At 59.3% G+C, this 19,180-nt stretch carries 12 protein-coding genes; all 12 read left to right on the top strand.

Annotated elements, in window-relative coordinates; genetic code table 11:
- Positions 1 to 72 precede the first annotated feature (72 nt).
- The 12 genes from ACLI1C_RS02410 (at position 73) to ACLI1C_RS02355 (ending at position 19,152) form a co-directional block, all read left to right on the top strand.
- On the top strand, positions 73 to 2,415 hold the full coding sequence (locus ACLI1C_RS02410; protein WP_411395260.1) for a MobA/MobL family protein: 2,343 nt from the start codon (positions 73 to 75) through the stop codon (positions 2,413 to 2,415).
- A 686-nt stretch (positions 2,416 to 3,101) separates the two neighbouring features.
- Positions 3,102 to 4,529 carry a mannose-1-phosphate guanylyltransferase/mannose-6-phosphate isomerase gene (locus tag ACLI1C_RS02405; RefSeq protein ID WP_411395259.1) on the top strand — a complete coding sequence of 476 codons (1,428 nt, stop codon included), beginning with the start codon at positions 3,102 to 3,104 and terminating at the stop codon, positions 4,527 to 4,529.
- Between the two features lie 453 nt (positions 4,530 to 4,982).
- Positions 4,983 to 6,149 (top strand): nucleotide sugar dehydrogenase, encoded by a 1,167-nt coding sequence (locus tag ACLI1C_RS02400; protein ID WP_411395258.1) that lies wholly within the window; start codon positions 4,983 to 4,985, stop codon positions 6,147 to 6,149.
- Positions 6,150 to 6,366: 217 nt separating this feature from the next.
- Positions 6,367 to 7,323: a UDP-glucuronic acid decarboxylase family protein gene (locus ACLI1C_RS02395; RefSeq protein ID WP_411395257.1), complete on the top strand. Its 957-nt coding sequence runs from the start codon at positions 6,367 to 6,369 to the stop codon at positions 7,321 to 7,323.
- The gene (locus ACLI1C_RS02390) at positions 7,320 to 8,003 is read left to right on the top strand and encodes a cytidylyltransferase domain-containing protein (RefSeq protein ID WP_411395256.1); all 684 of its coding nucleotides are present in this window, start codon (positions 7,320 to 7,322) and stop codon (positions 8,001 to 8,003) included. Before ACLI1C_RS02395 ends, ACLI1C_RS02390 begins: the two co-directional genes overlap by 4 nt.
- Positions 8,000 to 10,246, top strand: coding sequence for an N-acetylneuraminate synthase family protein (locus tag ACLI1C_RS02385; RefSeq protein ID WP_411395255.1), 2,247 nt, complete (start codon positions 8,000 to 8,002; stop codon positions 10,244 to 10,246). Before ACLI1C_RS02390 ends, ACLI1C_RS02385 begins: the two co-directional genes overlap by 4 nt.
- Positions 10,246 to 11,757, top strand: coding sequence for a lipopolysaccharide biosynthesis protein (locus ACLI1C_RS02380; RefSeq protein WP_411395254.1), 1,512 nt, complete (start codon positions 10,246 to 10,248; stop codon positions 11,755 to 11,757). The genes ACLI1C_RS02385 and ACLI1C_RS02380 overlap by 1 nt, the downstream gene beginning before the upstream one ends.
- Positions 11,754 to 13,097 (top strand): hypothetical protein, encoded by a 1,344-nt coding sequence (locus ACLI1C_RS02375; protein WP_411395253.1) that lies wholly within the window; start codon positions 11,754 to 11,756, stop codon positions 13,095 to 13,097. The genes ACLI1C_RS02380 and ACLI1C_RS02375 overlap by 4 nt, the downstream gene beginning before the upstream one ends.
- 16 nt (positions 13,098 to 13,113) lie before the next feature.
- On the top strand, positions 13,114 to 14,472 hold the full coding sequence (locus ACLI1C_RS02370) for a surface carbohydrate biosynthesis protein (RefSeq protein WP_411395252.1): 1,359 nt from the start codon (positions 13,114 to 13,116) through the stop codon (positions 14,470 to 14,472).
- On the top strand, positions 14,469 to 15,830 hold the full coding sequence (locus ACLI1C_RS02365) for a capsule biosynthesis protein (RefSeq protein ID WP_411395251.1): 1,362 nt from the start codon (positions 14,469 to 14,471) through the stop codon (positions 15,828 to 15,830). The genes ACLI1C_RS02370 and ACLI1C_RS02365 overlap by 4 nt, the downstream gene beginning before the upstream one ends.
- Complete coding sequence (locus ACLI1C_RS02360) at positions 15,827 to 18,403, top strand: hypothetical protein (protein ID WP_411395250.1); 2,577 nt, start codon at positions 15,827 to 15,829, stop codon at positions 18,401 to 18,403. The genes ACLI1C_RS02365 and ACLI1C_RS02360 overlap by 4 nt, the downstream gene beginning before the upstream one ends.
- Complete coding sequence (locus tag ACLI1C_RS02355) at positions 18,400 to 19,152, top strand: glycosyltransferase family 2 protein (RefSeq protein WP_411395249.1); 753 nt, start codon at positions 18,400 to 18,402, stop codon at positions 19,150 to 19,152. The genes ACLI1C_RS02360 and ACLI1C_RS02355 overlap by 4 nt, the downstream gene beginning before the upstream one ends.
- The last annotated feature ends 28 nt before the right edge of the window (positions 19,153 to 19,180 follow it).

Below are 19,180 nucleotides of genomic sequence, written 5' to 3'. Positions count from 1 at the left end.
CCCGAATCAAAACGTCCGGCAACACCCCGTAAACCGACGCACTTCGCAAGCACCAACATCGAGTTTTCAACAATGCCGATCGGCTTTGCCCGCTGCGTCTTCATCCAACGGTCCAAAGGGCATTCGGCCCTGGGGGCGGCGGCCTATATTGGCCGCCAGCGGTTGAGCGCCCCCTATCCAAATTTCGACTATAGCGACCGGAAAGATCTCCTCTTTCCCATGCGGACCATAGTGCCGGAAGATACCCCAGACCGGCATCAGGACGCTTTTGCACTCTGGCAGGACGTCGAACTGGCCAGCAAACGCAAGGACAGCAGCCTGGGGCTGCATCTGATGCTTGCCCTGCCCGCTCCTGCGGAAATGCCGGCCGCGCTCTGCCTGCCCCTGCTGGAGGAGTTCATCGGCGCGCTCATCCTCCCGCATGGACTGGCCACCAGTTTTGCAATTCATGATCCCCACAAGAAGGTCGAAGACGGGGCGATGCTGTGGCTGGAAAGGCCCGACCAGCGCCCCAGCGCCCCCGGCGGCCCGGCATTGTCCGCCCGCAACCGTCATGCGCACCTGCTTATTTCGCCGCGCCGCGTTGGGCCTCAGGGCATCGAGGCGCGCCGCTACACGGCCCTTGATCCGGCACAGGGCAGTGTCAATTCCCAGATCCGGGGCATTGCTCATAACGGCGTCGATTGGCCCGAGCTCTGGCGGCGTCATCAGAACGAATTCTTCGCTCGTTATGGCCTTGATCTGCGGGTTCGTCCCTGGGCCGCCTATACGGGTTATCATCGCGGCAAGGCCGGCGCTGCCGCAGACCGCAAGAACCGGTTGGACAAGGATGAGGCTGGCCCAATGGTGGGCGACCCTCGGGTGGAGCGCGCAAACCGCGCTACCGTTGCCGATCCCGCAAAGCTGCTGGCGCTGGTTGGCCGGCGTCCATTTGTGGCGCAGGACCTGCGGGTGCTCGTGGAACGCTATGCGGGCCTGGGGCACCCCTATGATGAAACCGCGGCCGATGCCGCGCTGGCACTGCCGGAAATCGTCCGGCTCGGTGACCAGCACAGCAAGATTGGGTCGCCGTGGTTGGCGACCCATACTCTCGCTCGCGCCGAGCAGCGCTGCATCGTTTTGGCCGCCGCCCTGATGGACCAGCCGGAAACGCTCAGCACCGGTTTTAATGGCGCGGCCAAGCAGATGCGTTCGGCCAGGATAGGCAAGCTCACGGTAACCGAGGCAGAAAGCGGGCAAGGGCAACTGTCTCTGGTAACCCCTCACGCGGCGATATCGGCATCGATGCTCGCATGCGTCGCTCATGGCTGGGGCGGGCTGGAAGGGGTGAAGAACAGCATCTCGCCCTATCGCCTCAAAGATCGCCTGCGTCCATCGACCATTCTCTTCCTCGATCACGCGGATGCCATAGCGGCGGACGAACTGGCCATGGCGCTGATGGCGACACTGGAAACCGAGGGAGCACATTTGATCCTGACCCGCAGGCCGCATGGCCCGCTCAACCCGCGCAATCCGCTACTCGATATCATTGCGGAAGTGATCGGTCTGGAGGCCGCCTCGCCCAAGCCAGTGGAGGATACCGTCCAGGCCATGTTCAGCGCCGGCGCCTACGGCCAAGCCGTCGAAGCCCTGAGCGCAGCAGGCAAAGTGATCTTTGTGAGGCGCGACAACCTTCTTGCGGCTGCAGCGGAACGGATCGAGCAGGGGCGGCAAGCCGGCAAATCTTGCTCCATTGTGTGCGGGGACCATGAGTTGGCCGCGTTGATGCGGATGAACAAACTACCCGCCAATCGCGGAAAATTGCAGGAAACAGAGACCGTAATCGTGGTTCACAGCCATCCCAGTTTCGACCGGCTCACCAACCTGCCCCTCCTCGCCAAGTTACGGGACCCGATCATACTGGCGGACAACGACTATTGCCCGGACCTGATAACCCTCGCTGCCCAGACCACGATGGCCATGGGGGCTCCTTGTGCCACGGTGTTGCCTGCTGCGCAAAAAATCGACAACCAGGCGCATGTCCAGAGGCAGCCGCAGGCAAGACGTCTGCCTGTGCGATGGGCTGTGAACTTAAGCGGCGAAGTCGGTTCGACGCGGGAGCACATTGCGACCAGCCTGCGCGATACCCTCGACAGTCTTAACGAGGACAAAGGCGCTGCCCAAACAATTGCGATCGGCCCAAAGCTAGCCGTGTTGCTCGATTTCGAAGACGCCGAGGGCAGCAACGCAGCCGCACTGTGGGAGGTCATGCCACAGGACCAGCCAGCCGAGGCCCTGGAATATGACCTAGCAGAACCCGAGGGCGATCCAGATGCGAACTACCAACAGCACGATCAACCGGACGCCGCTGAGAACGCCGAGCCTGACGAGGTCGATCCGGGTGAAGTGAGGGATCAGGGGATGTCATGGACTTGAATTGAGGCGAAGCGCATATCGTCCGAAAAGGCTCCTCAGCAACTGGCGTCGTCATTCAACCGCGACCAAAAACTTCCCCTATTTTCCATCGGACTGCTTGGCAGTCAATTACAACACATATTGCGCAGGCGAGCGGCGACACATGAAGAAGGTCTGGCCGACCTTATCCAACGCAAGGGCGGCTCGATGTCTCAAATAGGCGAACGACCATTTGACCTCTACCTTCGGAGCAACACTCGAATGGAGTGAATTGCAATAGATTCACCAGTGCTCGGAACGAGGTGGCCGACGACGGAAGGACCCGCCATGCGTGAGCATTGTGACAGGTATCGTGATGATTTTCCGTTTCACCGGCGGCTTCGACAATATCAGGGCAGCGCTAGCGAGGCGCCTTGTGCAAGCGTAGATCAAAAGGTCGTCGTCGCCGCGCCCAGCACACTTCCCGACACGGAGCTGCGATGGGTGCAAAGGCGAAATCCGGGTTATCCGGCACCCAATTCCAACTCGCAGGGGTTGTCGGGTTGATCACCGGTTCCACTTGCCAGCAGGACGATGCAGCTTGTCAAGATTCACGGTTTGCACGTCGGTAGGGGTGAGATAGGAGACTTCGACCGGGGGCGCAACGACCACACTCGGCGGTGAGCCAATCCTCACTCTTCATGTCCACCCAAACGACTGAGGCTTTAGTGACCAATAAAATCGTTCCAGTCATCCTCGCCGGCGGACAGGGGACACGCTTGTGGCCCATGTCACGGTCATCGCGCCCCAAGCAGTTTATCGAGTTGATGGGCGACCGGTCGCTTTTCCAGCAGACCCTAGAGCGGCTGGGCGGCTCTGCGCGCTATGGAGCGCCCATTGTGCTCACTAATGCTGAATACCGATTTGTTGTTGCGGAACAGGCGCAGGATGCCGGCATTGAGCTCGGGGCCATACTGCTTGAGCCGGCGTCTCGGAATACCGCGGTCGCTATTGCGTCGGCGGCATATTACGCGCTGAACCAGGACGAGGGTGCGGTATTGCACATTCTTGCCTCTGACCACGCAATCGCTGCGGACGCGGCCTATTATGACGCAGTCAATACAGCGGAAGCGGTCGCCCGCGACGGTTGGCTGGTTACCTTTGGCATCATGCCGACCGGGCCCGAGACGGGATACGGCTACATCGCTGTCGGCGATGCGGTTGGTCGCGGCGCTAGTAAGGTTGGCCAATTTGTCGAGAAGCCCGAGCTGGCCAAGGCCGAGGCTTTGCTGGCCGAAGGTGGCTACGTGTGGAATTCCGGCATGTTCATGCTTGCCGCCAGGACTTTTATTGATGAGTGCGAGGCCCTGGCGCCCGAAACGGCTGAGGCGGCGCGTCGGGCGGTTAAGCTGGCAAAGGCCGATCTAGACTTTGTTCGGCTGGACGCGCCCGCGTTCGAGCTGGCACCAAACATTTCCGTTGATTACGCCATATTTGAAAAAACCAGCAAAGCCGCTGTGCTGCCTGTCAGCTTCGAATGGTCCGATCTTGGGGCGTGGGACTCGGTCTGGAAAGCCCATCAGGCCGACGCTGCGGGCAATGTCGTGCTCGGATCCGCGCTGTTGTCAAACACCACCAATTCAATGGTGATGACCAATGGAGTCCATGTCGTCGTCGAGGGGTTAAACGACATAGCCGTCATTGCGAGCGAAGATGCAATTTTTGTTGGACACTTGTCTCAGGCGCAACGGGTGGGCGCCATTGTGAAATCGCTCAAGGCTGACCCCGCCACGACTGCCCTCACCGAGACTCACAAGACCAGCTATCGACCTTGGGGAGGATACTCGTCTGTGCTGATGTCCGACAGGTTTCAAGTGAAACGGCTATTCGTGAAACCTGGCAAGAAGCTTTCGCTCCAGAAACACTACCATCGTTCCGAGCATTGGGTCGTCGTCAAGGGCACCGCAGAAGTAACGATTGATGGCATTGTGTCGACACTCGGGGAAAATCAATCTATTTATCTACCATTGGGTTGCACACACAGGCTGGCGAACCCGGGAATAATTGAGCTCGAGCTCATTGAGATTCAGACTGGCTCGTATCTTGGTGAAGACGATATCGTCCGTATTGAGGACGATTTTGGGCGAATTGGGTAATGTTGGTAGGTGCGAACGGATTAGTATGCCCCCTGCCCGGCGCCGATTCGCTATCCACTGCCTGCTGTGATCTTCTGTGCGAAGAACGCGGTGGGCCGGCCGCTCCTTGCGCGTTTGCAGGGCGACGTTCGTCGGACCTCTCTCGAGCGAACCACACACGGCTCTTGCCTTCCCGGGCCGCAGGAGCTGGCCTAATGCCCAGCAGGCTATAGCGACCCGCACGCTCGGGCGGGGACCACCATGGCATTGCGTACCGCGTTATGTCTGAATTGGCTCAGATTGAGGTGGCGCGACGTTGCCTACCAACGCGAGACAGCCGCGTAATAGGCACCCAGGCAAAGCTTGGTCTGCCGCTTCCAGATATTCGCACCGGTCATCTCAAAACGATTCAGCATTGAGCAATCACCTGCATCGCGTTATCGCTGCGCGACACTCAGGATATGCAGGCATCAGATGAAAATCACGGTCGTCGGAACTGGCTACGTAGGCCTCTCCATGGCAGTTCTCTTGGCGCAGAAGCACGATGTAACCGCGCTCGACATCGCGCCAAAGCGGATCAAAGATATCAATGAGAGACGCTCACCTGTTTTCGATCTGGACATCCAGCGCTTCTTCAAAACAAAGAAGCTATCGCTCCGAGCTACCCTAGATCAAGACGTAGCGTACGTTGGTGCCGAGTACATTATCATCGCGCTTCCGACCAACTACAACGAAGAAACCAACTCGTTTGACACCGGCACAATTGACGGTGTGTTGGAAGAAGCATTTCGGAAAAACACCGACGCTACGGTCATCATTAAGTCCACCATCCCAATCGGTTACACAAGGTCGTTGCAGCTGAGGTATGGGGCAGATCGTGTAGCATTCTCCCCCGAGTTCTTGCGTGAGGGGAATGCGCTACACGATAACCTTTATCCATCACGTATAGTGATTGGCGGCAGAACGGAGCGTTCTATGCAATTTGCGGAAATTCTATTGCAATGTTCAAGCAATCCTGCCACGCCAGTAATCTACACAGGACCTGACGAGGCAGAAGCAATTAAGCTATTTGCCAACACGTATTTGGCGATGCGCGTCGCTTACTTCAACGAGCTCGACAATTATGCGCTTGCGAACAAATTGAACGCGGGAGAGATTATCGAGGGAATTGGCCTCGATCCTAGAATCGGAAGTACTTACAATAATCCCTCGTTCGGTTTTGGTGGCTACTGCCTACCCAAAGATACCAAGCAGCTTCGGTCCAGTTTTGGTTCTAATCCATCCACGTTGATTGGCGCGATTACTACTTCCAACGCTGACCGCGCCCGATTCATAGCGCATGATATAGCCGCAAAAAAGCCAGACTGCGTGGGCATCTACAAGCTCGCCATGAAGTCGGGCGCAGACAACTATAGGGCGTCAAGCGCGCTTACGGTGGCAAACCTGCTACAGGAGTTGGGGGTACAGATTGTATTATACGAACCCTTGATAGTGGAAAGCCGCTTCTCCGGCTTGGTCGTCGAGAACGACCTCAATGCGTTCAAACGTGCAGCCACGCTAATCATCTGCAATCGAATGGAGATGGCTCTGTCTGATGTAGCAGATCGAGTGTACACACGCGACTTATTCGGCGAGAACTAGCTCTGTCAGGATGATTTTTTCCCACGATATTCCAACAGATCGCCGCTTTGCCTAGCGCCAGGCGCTAGACTCTGTTGTCGATCTGAAATAGGCCACAGTCAAATTTCGCGCGCTTATGCGCGTGCCTCAACATGGTGATCTGCGACCATTTTGGATGCTGGATCAACCCTCTACTAACTCCCGACCTTGCCTCAGCAGGGCTGAGAAGGATCAGCAATTGAACGCTATCGATTCGCCCAGCAAAAAGCGCATTTTGGTTACAGGAGGGGCCGGTTTTCTCGGATCGCATCTCTGCACTCGGCTTTTGGCCGATGGCAATCATGTCATTTGCTTGGATAATTTCTACACCGGCTCCCCCGACAATATTCGGTCACTAGTCCGAACCCCGGCATTCGAGGTCATCGACCACGACGTTACTTCGCCAATCGATCTGCAAGTCGACGAAATCTATAACCTCGCTTGCCCCGCCTCGCCCATCCACTATCAGCGCGCACCGCTCCAAACGTTGAAGACCTGCTTCATGGGGGCGATGAACATGCTCGAACTAGCCCAAGCTACTGGCGCGAAGATCCTTCAGGCATCGACCAGCGAAGTTTATGGGGATCCCCATGTCCATCCGCAGCCCGAAACCTATTGGGGCCATGTAAACCCGATCGGTGTGCGCTCCTGCTACGACGAAGGCAAGAGGGCAGCGGAAACCCTGTTCTTCGACTATCACCGTCAGTTTGGCGTCAGGATTAAGGTCGCGCGCATCTTCAATACCTATGGACCCAACATGCGCCCGGATGACGGACGCGTAGTTTCCAACTTCATCGTGCAGGCGCTGCGCGGCGAAGGCCTCACCATCTATGGCGACGGCACCCAGACCCGCTCGTTCTGTTATGTGGACGACCTCATCGAGGGGTTCATTCGGTTGATGGCTTCCGACGATACGGTGACCGGTCCGATCAACCTCGGCACCCCTGCCGAGTTTACAATGCGCGAGCTCGCAGAACTGACGACGAGCCTTATCGGTTCGACGGGCGGCATCCTGCATCTGCCCCTGCCAGCCGATGATCCGACCCAGCGGAAGCCCGATATCAGTCGGGCCAGGGAGGTCCTGGGCTGGCAGCCGACGGTGGCGCTCGAAGCAGGTCTTGCGAGAACAATCGAATACTTCCGTGGGGTCGTATGAAGTATCTAGCCGTAGTCCCTGCCAGGGGGGGATCAAAGGGCGTGCCTGGTAAAAACCTGCGCCCAATACTTGGCAAGCCGCTCGTGGCCTGGTCGATCGAGACCGGGCTAGCTTCAGCCGGGGTTACAGTCGTGCTCTCCACGGACAGCGAAGAGATTGCGAATGTCGGCCTCGAGCATGGCGCGGAGGTTCCATTTCAGCGCCCCGCGCACCTGGCGGAAGATACCACGGCCACCGAACCCGTGCTGCTACACGCGTTGGAAGCCTATGAGCAAAGGGGCATGTTCTTCGAGGCCATCATCTTGCTCCAGCCGACTTCGCCCTTCCGCAGGAAGGGCACCCTAGATGCTGCGATCGCCCAGTTTGAGGGCAGTGGCGCCGACAGCTTGGTTTCGGTCTGTGAGAACCACCACTTTTTCTGGCAGGACTTAGCGGCACCACGGGCATTGTATGACTACAAGAATCGGCCGAGGCGACAAGATATCCGACCGGAAGATCGCTGGTATCGGGAGACGGGATCGATCTACATCACCCGGACGGAAATCCTCAAGTCTGCCAAGAACCGGCTTGGCGGAGCGATAAGCATGTTTCTGATGAGCGAAGAAGAGAGTTGGGAAATAGATAGCTTGACCGACTTTGCTATTGTTTCGGGGTTAATGTTAGAAGAGCCAACATCGTGATTTTGGAACGCAATCTTTCCAAGTACATAGTATTTTCGGAAGACTCTCTGCTCAGTGCGTTGCGCCGGATCAACGATAACAAGTGTGGCATCGTGTTCTCGGTCTCAGAGGCGGGCAAGCTCGAGGGCGTGCTGACCGACGGCGACGTACGCCGCTGGCTGACCGAATCGCATCAAGTCGACTTGGACGTCGCGGTTAGCCTGGTCAGCAACAAACAGTTCACCAGCCTGCCGCAGGAAGCATCGCATGACGAAATCGAGAGCGCCTTCAACGAGCGCATCCACATCATTCCGATCGTTGATCGACACCAGCATCTCGTTTCGATCGCCAAGCAGGAAGATTCCGAGTTTAGGATCGGCGAATTCGTCATCGCCGACGACAAGCCAGCGCTGTTGATTGCCGAAATCGGCAACAACCACAATGGCAGCGTGGAACTAGCATACAGGCTGGTCGACGAGGCTATCAAGGCCGGGGCGGACTGCGCTAAGTTTCAGTTGCGCCACATGCCGTCGCTCTATCTCAATGCTGGGAACCCGACCGATGCTAGCGAGGATTTGGGCGCCCAGTATACTCTGGACCTGTTGTCGCGCTTCCAGTTGCCAGTCGAGGAGCTGTTCAAGGTATTCGACTACTGCAAACACAACGGCATTATGCCGTTATGCACGCCCTTCGACATGGAAAGCCTCGATCAGCTCGATGGCTATGGCCTGCCCGCGTTCAAATTGGCTTCAGCCGATCTAACGAATCATGACCTGCTTGCGCGCATGGCCCGCACCGGTCGTCCCCTGATTTGTTCGACCGGCATGTCCAACGAAGGCGAAATCGTTGACGCGGTGCGTATCCTGCGCCGGCTGAACGCGCAGTTTGTCTTGCTGCATTGCAACTCGACCTATCCGGCGCCGTTCAAGGATATACATCTTAACTACATGGATCGTCTGAAGCGCATCGGCAATTGCCCGATTGGCTATTCCGGACATGAGCGCGGCATCGCGGTTGCTATCGCCGCCGTCGCGCGCGGTGCCCGCGTAATCGAAAAGCATTTCACGCTTGATCGCAATATGGAAGGCAATGACCACCGTGTCAGTCTGCTGCCTGACGAGTTCCGCACGATGGTGCAGGGCATAAGGGAGGTCGAGGAGTCTCTCGGCAGCCAGGACACCCGCCGCGTCACGCAGGGTGAAATGATGAACCGCGAGGTCCTCGGCAAGAGCCTTGTGATCAACCGCGATCTCGCGCGCGACAGCATCATCACCGATGAGATGATAGATGTGCGCAGCCCTGGCAAGGGCCTGCCGCCCTATCGGAAGGCAGAACTTGTCGGCATGTTTGCCCGCCATGACTTCAAGGCGGGCGACTTTTTCTTCCCGTCCGATGTGGATAGCAATGCTGTGGTGTCGCGGCCCTACAATTTCTCCCGTCCATTCGGGGTGCCTATCCGCTACCACGACATGGCCAAGATGATCGGCCGCTCGAACTTCGACCTAGTCGAGTTCCATCTAAGCTACAATGATCTCGACGTAGAGCTGAGCACCTTTTTCGACGGGAATTATGACCTAGACTTCGTTGTGCACAGCCCGGAGTTGTTCGCTGGCGACCACATCATGGACCTGTGCTCGCCTGATCCGGAATATCGTGCTCGCTCAGTCAGGGAATTGCAGCGCGTCATCGACATCACACGCAAGTTAAAGCCGCACTTCTCGCGCTCAAAGCGCCCACTGATCATCATCAATGCCGGCGGCTTCAGCCTCGACGGCTTCATCCCCCAGTCCCAGCATGCTGCTCTCTATGACCTGGTCGCGGAGAGTCTGTTGCAGCTCGATAGCGAGGGCGTCGAGATTATTCCGCAGACAATGCCGCCCTATCCCTGGCATTTTGGCGGGCAGCGCTACCATAACCTGTTCCTGTCGGCCGAGGATATCGACGCCTTCTGCTCGCGCCACGGCTATCGTATTTGCCTCGACATTTCCCATTCCCAGCTGGCCTGTAACCACATGGGCGTATCATTCAAGGACTTCCTCGAGCAGGTCGCCGCCTACAGTGCCCATCTGCATATCGTCGATGCTGAAGGCGTGGATGGCGAGGGACTTCAGATCGGCAGCGGCACCATCGATTTCGGGATGGTGTCCGACGTGCTCGCGCGCAAAGCAGCCGGTGCATCCTTCGTTCCGGAAATCTGGCAGGGCCACAAGAACGGCGGCGAAGGCTTCTGGGCCGCACTCGATCGATTGGAAAAGTGGTTCTGATGGCGTCGCTTGCCAGAAACACCTATTACAACATCACTGCTTTCGGTCTCAATACACTGCTCTCGCTTGCAACCGTGCCGATCCTGGTCGGCGCCTACGGCCTGGCCGGCTATGGCCTCATAGTGCTGGCTCGCCTGCTCCTGCCCACGGGCATTCTCGGCCTACTCGAAGGGGGCATGCCGGAGGTCACGGCCCGCGCCGTCGCCACCGCCAAGGCCAAGAAGGATCTGGAGGCGGGCCGGCGCTCCATCAGCGCCGCCGCGATCACCGCCGTCGGAATCGGCATCGTCGCTGGGGCAATACTGGCGGGCCTGAGCGAGCCGGTGACGCGCGCGCTGTTTCACTCCGCCGAAAACCTGATCGGCGAGTTGCAAATTGTCGTCCTGCTGAGCGCCGCTTCGCTGCCCCTGCAATTGTTCAGCAGCGTGGCGCGCGGGGCGCTGGAGGGCGCAGAGCGCTTCAAGCTGGTGCGCGGTCTCGAGGTCGCCAGCAACCTGGCCTTTTTCGGCATTGCCTTCGCGCTTAGCCAATCGCCGTCCACCGCATCCCAGGCGGCCATCGCCTATGTCATGGTTTGGAATGCGCGGGCCCTTGTCTATCTCGTCATTCTCGCGTCGGGCCGCATCGAGAGCGTACATTTCACAGCGCATGCCATATGGCTGGGGCACCGCGCCTTCATGGGGCACGCTCTCCGGCTGTTTTCCCAGAAGCTGCTGTCCATAATGGTCAATTTCGGCCCCTCGGTGATCATCGGCCTGCTGTCCACCTCGGCCATGGTGGGCGCCTTCGATATCGTCATGCGCATTCCCAAGGTGGTGAAGACGGCAAGCGGCATGTTCAACGGCGCGCTGCTGCCTTTCGCCGCCCGTTCCGATGCCCTCGACCGCAGCGAGGCGTTGCTCCGGGTGGTCGAGGACGGCACCATCTTCCTGGCGACGCTGATCATAGCGGCATCGGCGACGGTGATGATCTTCGCGCCGGAAATCTTGGAGCTCTGGCTTGGCCTGACCGATCCGCACCTGCCGATCTGGCTGAGCGTGGCCATGCTGTGGCCGATTTCCATCTGCAGCTTCGGCATCGGCACGACCATGCTGATGTCGCGCGTTTCCGCATCGAGCCGCATGAGCGCGCTGTCGCTCGTCAGCACGACTGCCTATTACGTCAGCGCCCTCGTGCTGTTCTATTTTATCGGCTGGCCGGCCTTTGTCATCGCGCTGGTGCTTTCCCAGGTCATCGTCACGCCAAGCTACTGGAAACTCCAGCAAGGCGAGTTCGGCATCGACCTGTCGCTGTGGACGCACTTCGCCATCCGCTCCCTTGCCCTGGCCGCCGGCTTCTTCGTGGTGTTCCGGCTGGCGCTGGAGCGTTTCGAAATCGGCAGCTTGCTCCTGCTGGCGATCTGCGGCGGGCTGGTCTTCCTCATGCTGCTGTCGCTGACGGCCTGGTTGGCCATCGCGCCCTCGGTGCGGCAAAGATGGCTGCCGCGATTGCTGGCGAGACTGCCGTCATGACCCTGGTTTCCCCAATATCCGATCAAAAGAGTGACCTGATGTCTTCCAAGTTGCCTATCGATGTCCGTTGGCGCCGTGCAACCGAGAAAGCCAAGATCGCCGCTCTGGTACTGGCTTGCCGCATTGGCGGGTCGAAATTTGCTGCTGAATTCATGGCATCGCGAGCGGATGCGGGAGATTGGAAACCTAACCGGCCGACCGTTGTCGCCTTTTATCGTCCTCTGTTCAGCAAGGACCTGGCTGAACTTCGTAAACGTACCGACGTTAATTGGGTCTATCTCAACAACCAATATTTAGGACATGTCCAAAGCGCGTGGTGCCCGCTAGAAATGCGGGTACAGACCAAGTACCAGATGTTTCACGATGAAGCACACGCCAAAGTCTGGGCCAGCCTCCAGCGTTTCGGTGACGACTTGGTGGTAGCGTTGCGCCGCCGTTTCCCGGTGGACGCGTTCATGACCTCGCATATCGATTACTGGCAATGCGAGGGGGCCCGATTGGGCGCAAAGCGGGCCGGCATTCCATTTCTTGGGCTATGCCGCGAGCATATGTGCCTGCCAATAGAGCAGCGCTCTGTCACCAAGTATTACACCGGCTTCAAATATGAAGGCGATTCCATTGCCGTTTTTGGGGAGTCCACGCGGAAGATATTCATTGAGAGCGGAGCCTGTGCACCAGAGCAAGTGGTGGTCACCGGGCCGCCACGGCTTGACCTCTGGACAGACATCGATACGGCCAGCAGTTCTTTAACACGCGTGGTGTTGCTGAGCTACCGCGACCCCGACTATCGTGCTCCGCACAACTTCGGCGAGGTGCTGGCCCTCTTCCTCACCGCGGCCCAGACCCATAGCGGCAGTGGTATCGAGTTCGTTATCAAGGCGAAAAACCCCCAGGACGTAGACGAGATTCGGGGCCGTGCCGGGAAGATGGAGAAGTTCGTAACTATCGACCACCAAGTGCCGCTCACCGAACTGCTGCCCACAGCGCGACTAATCGTTGGCTTCAATTCCTTGTCGGTGCTTGAGGCGCAGTTTTGCGTAGGACAGACCGTCGTGCCGTTTTGGGGGGACGCTCGGAGACCTGACGAGGAATTGATATTCACTCCGAGCGACGCTGCGACCGCCCGAGTCATCGCCTTTCCCGAAAGCGCTGATGCGTTGCGCGCGCTGCTGGCCAATTCTGCCCGGCCTGATTGGACGCCTGCGCCAGTCAGCACCGACGACAAGAACCACATCATCAGCCAGATATTCTACCAGCCGCCCCAGGGAAATTCGAGCCAAGCGGTGGAGGCCTATGTTCGTCAGGCGATAGCGGAAGGCCCGTCCAGTGTCGCAAGATAGGCGTTCCATCGGCCTTGTGATCGACAATCCAAAGCGAGACCTCAGGGGTATCTCTCTGCTCGCCTATGCACTGGCACGAGAGGGCCGGTCGTCGGTGATCGTGCCAATGTATGCCCAGGGCTATGACCTACCTCTGCTTTCCTGCGAAAGCGTCGTGCTCAACTATGTGCGACAAAGTAACGAAGATCTCGTCCGCACCTATAGAGACCTTGGCATGCATATCGCTGTGCTCGACACCGAGGGAGGGATTTTGTCGCGCGCGGGGTTGAGGGAGCCGCATAATTGGGCTCGAAGCTTGCGTGAGACGGGCCTTATCGACCTGGTCAATGACTACTTCTTCTGGGGCGATGCAGTGCGCGCGGCTTTCGCCCAGGAAAGCGGCCTCCAGCAGGACCGGATGCATCTTACCGGATGTCCCCGCTACGATCTGTGTTCACCGCCGTGGAACGCGGCCCTGACCTATGAGAGGAAAGGGTATGTTCTGGTCAACACCAATTTTTCGGCGATCAATCCCGGGTTTACCCGGTCGAGCGATGCCGAAAAGCATATCTTCCGCTCGTTGGGCTGGGACCCCGAATATGTGGATACCTGGTTTGCCGACATGGAGGCGCTGTTCCCTCGCTATCAGGACGCGGTGGCTGAACTGGCGCGTGCCCTGCCGAACCAAACAGTGCTGGTACGGCCTCACCCGTTCGAGAACGAGACGGTATACCGCCAGCGCTTTGCCGACATCCCCAATATCGTGGTGGATGGGCGCGGCGATGCTCTCAACATGATCGCCAATGCTGCCTGCATCGTCCACCTCAACTGCGGAACTGCGGTGGACGCCCTGTTGCAGCGCAAGCCTGCCATCTCACTAGAATATCTCAATACTGAGCTGCTGCTCGATCACACACCCCTGCCCTCCCGCCTCAGCATCCGTGCGTCCTCCTTCGAGGCACTGGTCGGGCATGTCTCCGATCATCTGGCTGCGCCGGGCGATTTCGTGCCCGATGGCGCGCGGGATGAAATCGAGCCGTGGTTTTACAAAGTTGATGGCAAGGCCGCGGAGCGTGTCGCCACGATCCTGGGCCGCCTGCCCAAGCAGCCGGTGAAACGCAATTTCGGCGCGGCCATGCGGGGGGGACGGCCCAATGCCAACCCCGCCCAAATCGCCCAGGGGGCTGCCAACGTAGTGGCCGGCAGCCGGTTCGTTACCTGGTCGCGCAACCGGCTCGACCGATCTCGCCGCAACAAGACCATCACCGTGGAGCAGGTCCAGTCCCTGCTCGACACCTTTGCCGAATGCTGCAACGGCGCGCGCTTTCGTGCCGCTCATGCCCGCAATCCGCTGACCGGCCTGCCGATGAGCAGCATCGAGGTAAAACCAGCATGACGCAGACCTTCATATTCGTCAGCCTGGCGCAGAACCAGTCCCGGTTCTACGGCGCGCTGGAGCCGCTACTAGCCGCGCAAGGCATCGACATCGTCCATGTCTGCTTCCACGAAGGCGGCGCCGCGGAGCTCGAGTCCGGCGGTTCGCGGGTCTTCAATCCCTTCTCGATGGCCGCTGACGGGGCCGCCGTTTCCTTCGACGACTTCGGCATCGCGCAGCCCGGGATTCTCATCGGGCACGAGAAGGCGGCCTATGACATGCGGAACAGCGCCCCCATCGCCGACAAGTTCAAACGACATCTCGCCGCGCTGGACTCAATCGTCGCCCAGTTGGTCGGCGAAGGCCGGGAACTGACCGTGGTGCAAGAATTGGGCGGCTTCACTTCGGTGCTGGCGGTCTATTTTGCGGCCCGTCGGCATGGCATCGTGAACTATTTCATCGAACCGTCGTTCTTCAGGGGACGCTTCATGCTGTCGCTCGATAGTTTTGCCGCCCCGACAATTCCCCATGGAGCCGCCCAGGTATCGGAAGATGTCCGCGCCACCCTCGACCGTGTGAAGGCAAGTCAGACCGTTGTGATTCCTACCAAGGACAAATCGCATTATCGCGGCGCGCTGAGGAAAATCCTAGACACTCGGAACATCCGGCGATTGGGCGAAAAACTCTATGACAAGTATGTCCTCAGGCGGCAGGAAGAATTCCAGCATGTCGGCGGCCATGTCGCCCGCCACGTGCGGATGGCGGCCAATTCGGCCCGGTCGAAGCGCCACTACGCTGACATTCCAACCGATTCGCCCTTCATCTACTACCCGCTTCACGTTCCTGCCGACTTCGCGCTGACCATCCGGGCGCCCGAATATCTCGATCAACTGGCGCTGATCGACTATTTGTGCCGCATAGCACCCTTGGGCCATCGCGTGGTGGTGAAGGAACATCCGGCGCTGGTCGGCGCCCTGTCCTCGTCTGGCATCGGCGCGCTGGTGAAGCGACACGACAATCTCGTTCTGCTCTACCCCACCATCAACAACCACCGGGTGCTGCAGCAGGCGGTGTCTGTCGTCACGGTCAATTCCAAGGCGGGGGCAGAGGCGCTGCTCTATGGCAAGCCGGTGTTTGCGCTGGGCGATTCCTTCTATCGCAACAGCGGTCTGGTGACCCCGGTCACCGCACTATCCGAACTGCCTGACATGCTGCGGGCGCCTGCACATTTTATTCCTGAGACCGGGAAAGTCGATCTCTTCTTCGAAGACGTATGGCGAGCCAGCCATGCCGGCGAGCTCTACGACCTGTCCGAGGGCAATGTCGCCACCTTTGCCGGCTCGCTGCTCAGTCTAACCGGGACACAAAGCGCAGCATGACCAACGGTTTCAAAGTCATCCTGCTGCTGCTGGTTCTTGGCATCGTGCCGGCATTGCTGCCGATGCCGTCCCTGCTTGCCACGATCTGCATGTCACCACTACTGCTGGTCATACCGACCGGCATCGGTCTGGCGACCATGTCCGGCATGGGGAATCTGGCAGCGCGCGGCATCGACAAGCTGCAGGCGTTGATGATCGCCTATTTCCTCGGGCTCTTCACCTTCATAACCACCTTCATGCTGCTGGAGCGGTTCTCGGGCATGGCGGCGTTTTTGCTTGTCGCCCTCGTCGCCCTGACATTGCTCTCCGTTGCCGGCTGGCTTAAGTCAGCGGAGTGGATACGACTTAGCGATCGGCAGCGCAGCACGCTGCTGCTCGTGGTGCTGGTTGTCGTGCTTCTGGTTGCGGCACGATACACCTATGGCCTTGCCATCTACTCGGAATATCCGGTTACCGATCTCTTCCAGCGCAGTCACTTCCAGGGCGGGGCACTTGAGTTTGCCCATACACTTGTGCTCAATCCTTTCGTGGCGCAGTCCTACATCCCCTTCCAGCAGTTGTTCCTGGGCATTGCGACCACATTGACGGGTGCCGACCCGCTCGATGCGGAATGGATATGGCCCATTGCCATGGCCCCGCTGCAAGCGGGCGCGGTGCTTTGCGTGGTTCGCCGCCTCACTCTTGACCGCACCGCCGCCCTGTTCGCGATGGCGCTGGTCCTGTCGCAGTACGGTCTCTCTAACCCGACCAATGGCACGCTGGCGGAAACGGCCGTGCTTGTCCTGCTGTCACTGTTGCTGCCCACCCATTTCTCTAAGCTGACACGGACCTCCTTCCCGTGGGTCAAGATAGCCGGCCTGGTCTTCGGGGTGCTGCTTGGCAGCCTGGCGAACATCCTGTCTATCGAATATGCCGCAGCCTTGGTCGCGCTTGTCATCCTGTCCGGCTGGCTCTGGCAGCGGCTGGGCCTGTCGCCGGCCGTTTACTGCGCGGCGGCCCTGACGATAATCACGCTCCCGATCCATCGTGGTGCCCTGCTGTTCGTGGCTTTTGCAGCGGCCATCTTTCTCGCGCTCTACATCCTGTCGATCATCTATGCGCGCTTCGGGACGCGCGCGCTGCGCTGGGTCGCGCTGACCAATGTCGCGATCCTCGCGCTGGTGGGCGGCATGAGCCTCAAGGTGGTGTTCTTCCCCTCGGATGGCGGCATGGACGAATGGGGGTTCTGGGACCTCTTCGACCTGGTCCTGAGGCCGTTAACCGGAAAGAGCCTCGCCAATGTCGCCATTGACGGAGACCTGGCACCCGGAGCCGGGGCGAGGGTGGCCCTGTTCGAAATCGCGCGGTCGATGTCGCTGCTCGCCTTTAGCCTGGTCATGCTGGGATCGCTTGTGCTGGCGTTCCTCGCGCTGCGCTCGAGGGAACGCATCGACGCGATTCTGGCACCGGCCGAGCGCGACAGGGCCTTCTTTTTTGCCGCCCAAACTCTGATATTTGCTGTCCTGCTTGCTGCCATACTGACCGGATTTCCCTTCATTCACCGGGCCGGGTTTGTGGAGGCGCTCCTGCTGAGCACCGCACTGGCAACGCTGGCGGCGTTGGTACTGCCGCGTTTGCCTACCCTGACCATACCGAGCTTCGCACTTGGAGCCGGCTGCGTGGCTATTGTCGGCCTTGCGCTTTTTGCGGCGCCCGCCAATGTCGCCCCCTATTTCAATCGCGCAGGGCCGGTGCTGATCGCGTTGGCGCTGCTGTCGGTCGTCGCTCCGCTGGCGGCAAGGATGAGCCGGGCCGTTGCCCTCGTTCCTCTCCTGGCCATTGTCTCGGCTGTCGGTGTCGAGATTGCGGTGTCGAGAACCTACTTCAAGCCCTATGCCTTCCAAAACCAGACGCCGCCGGAAAGCGGCCCCCTGGCCGCTTACGATCGTGCGGACCTGGCGGCGGCAGAGGCGGTGCTCAAGCATATGGAAGGCGACGAGATCCTGGTATCGGATCCCAAGAACATAACATTTCTCAGATCGCGTACGGGCCTTTATCCGGTCGTATCCGTTTCGAATCTGGATACGATGGAGTCCGGAGCGAAGCGCAGTCTTGAGCGCGTACTGGAACTGGCCATCCGCGGCGGCAGCTCCGATGCATTCTGTGCCGAGCTGCAGCGCATGACCGACGGTGGCGCATCGGCAGTCTACAACTATGCAAACATCCGGCGTTTGTCGCCGCGAGTCAGTGGGGTCGATGCGTTGCGTATGCTGGGATACGACAACCGGCTGGTGCCAAGGTACCAGGGTTCTGTCGCGCAGGAGCCGACCGCGCGGGAGGCGACCGCGCGGGAGCCCGCTCGGCCTACGGCGGGGCCGCCTTTGCCCTGGACGTCGCCCGTCGCGACAAACCCGAAGACCTTCCTGGTGAATATAAGCTCCGCGACGCTGGTCTGGCTAGAGAGCCCGGATGCTCTGCAGTATTTTCCTACGGAGGAGCAGCTTCCACAGGACATTGTCGCCAATCTCTCCGGCATGTTCCCAGAGCACTACTCTTATTACGGCAGATTCTTTGGATTGGTGAGTTGCGCATGATCGAGGATCTCGTTTCGATTGTCACACCGGCCTACAAGGCCGAGGGCTATGTGGCTGAAACCATTCGCTCCGTGCAGGCCCAGAGCTATCGGAACTGGGAGATGCTGATCGTCGAGGACGGATCGCCCGACAAGACGGCCGAGGTTGTCGCCAGCTACGCCGAGACCGATCTGCGCATACGCCTTATCCGGCAAGTCAACAGCGGACCGGCAATGGCGCGACAGAAGGCGCTCGATCATGCCCAGGGTCGATACATCGCCTTCCTCGACAGCGACGATCTGTGGCTGCCCGAGAAACTGGCGACGCAGTTGGCTTTCATGACGGCGCAGGATGCCGTCCTGAGCTTCACCGGCTTTCGCCGTATCAACGCCGACGGCACCGAAACGGGGCGGCTCATCAGCGCGCCCGCGACGCTCAATTATCACAGCCTGCTCGGCAACACCGCGATCGCCACCTCCACCGTCATCATCGACAGGCAAAAATCTGGCCCGTTCAACATGACCAAGACCTACTATGACGACTTCGTCCTGTGGCTGGGCATCCTGAAGAGGGGGCATCTGGCCCGCGGCCTAGATGCCGACCTCATGCGCTATCGCGTGCTTGGGCTCTCGGTATCCCGCAACAAGTGGCGATCCATGAGAATGGTCTGGAAAACCTATCGCGATATCGAGCGGCTCAGCCTCGTGCGCTCTGCGTTCGCTTTTGCGAGATATGCTTGGAACGCTTGGTGGAAGTACCGCCAATTCTAGGTTAAGACGAGCCAACTCCAAGCCGCCT

Origin of the sequence: Devosia sp. XGJD_8, assembly GCF_046614475.1 — a bacterium.
Lineage (GTDB): Bacteria > Pseudomonadota > Alphaproteobacteria > Rhizobiales > Devosiaceae > Devosia.
Note: the sequence above shows the minus strand (reverse complement) of the source record. Positions and strands in the feature narration are given on the sequence as shown.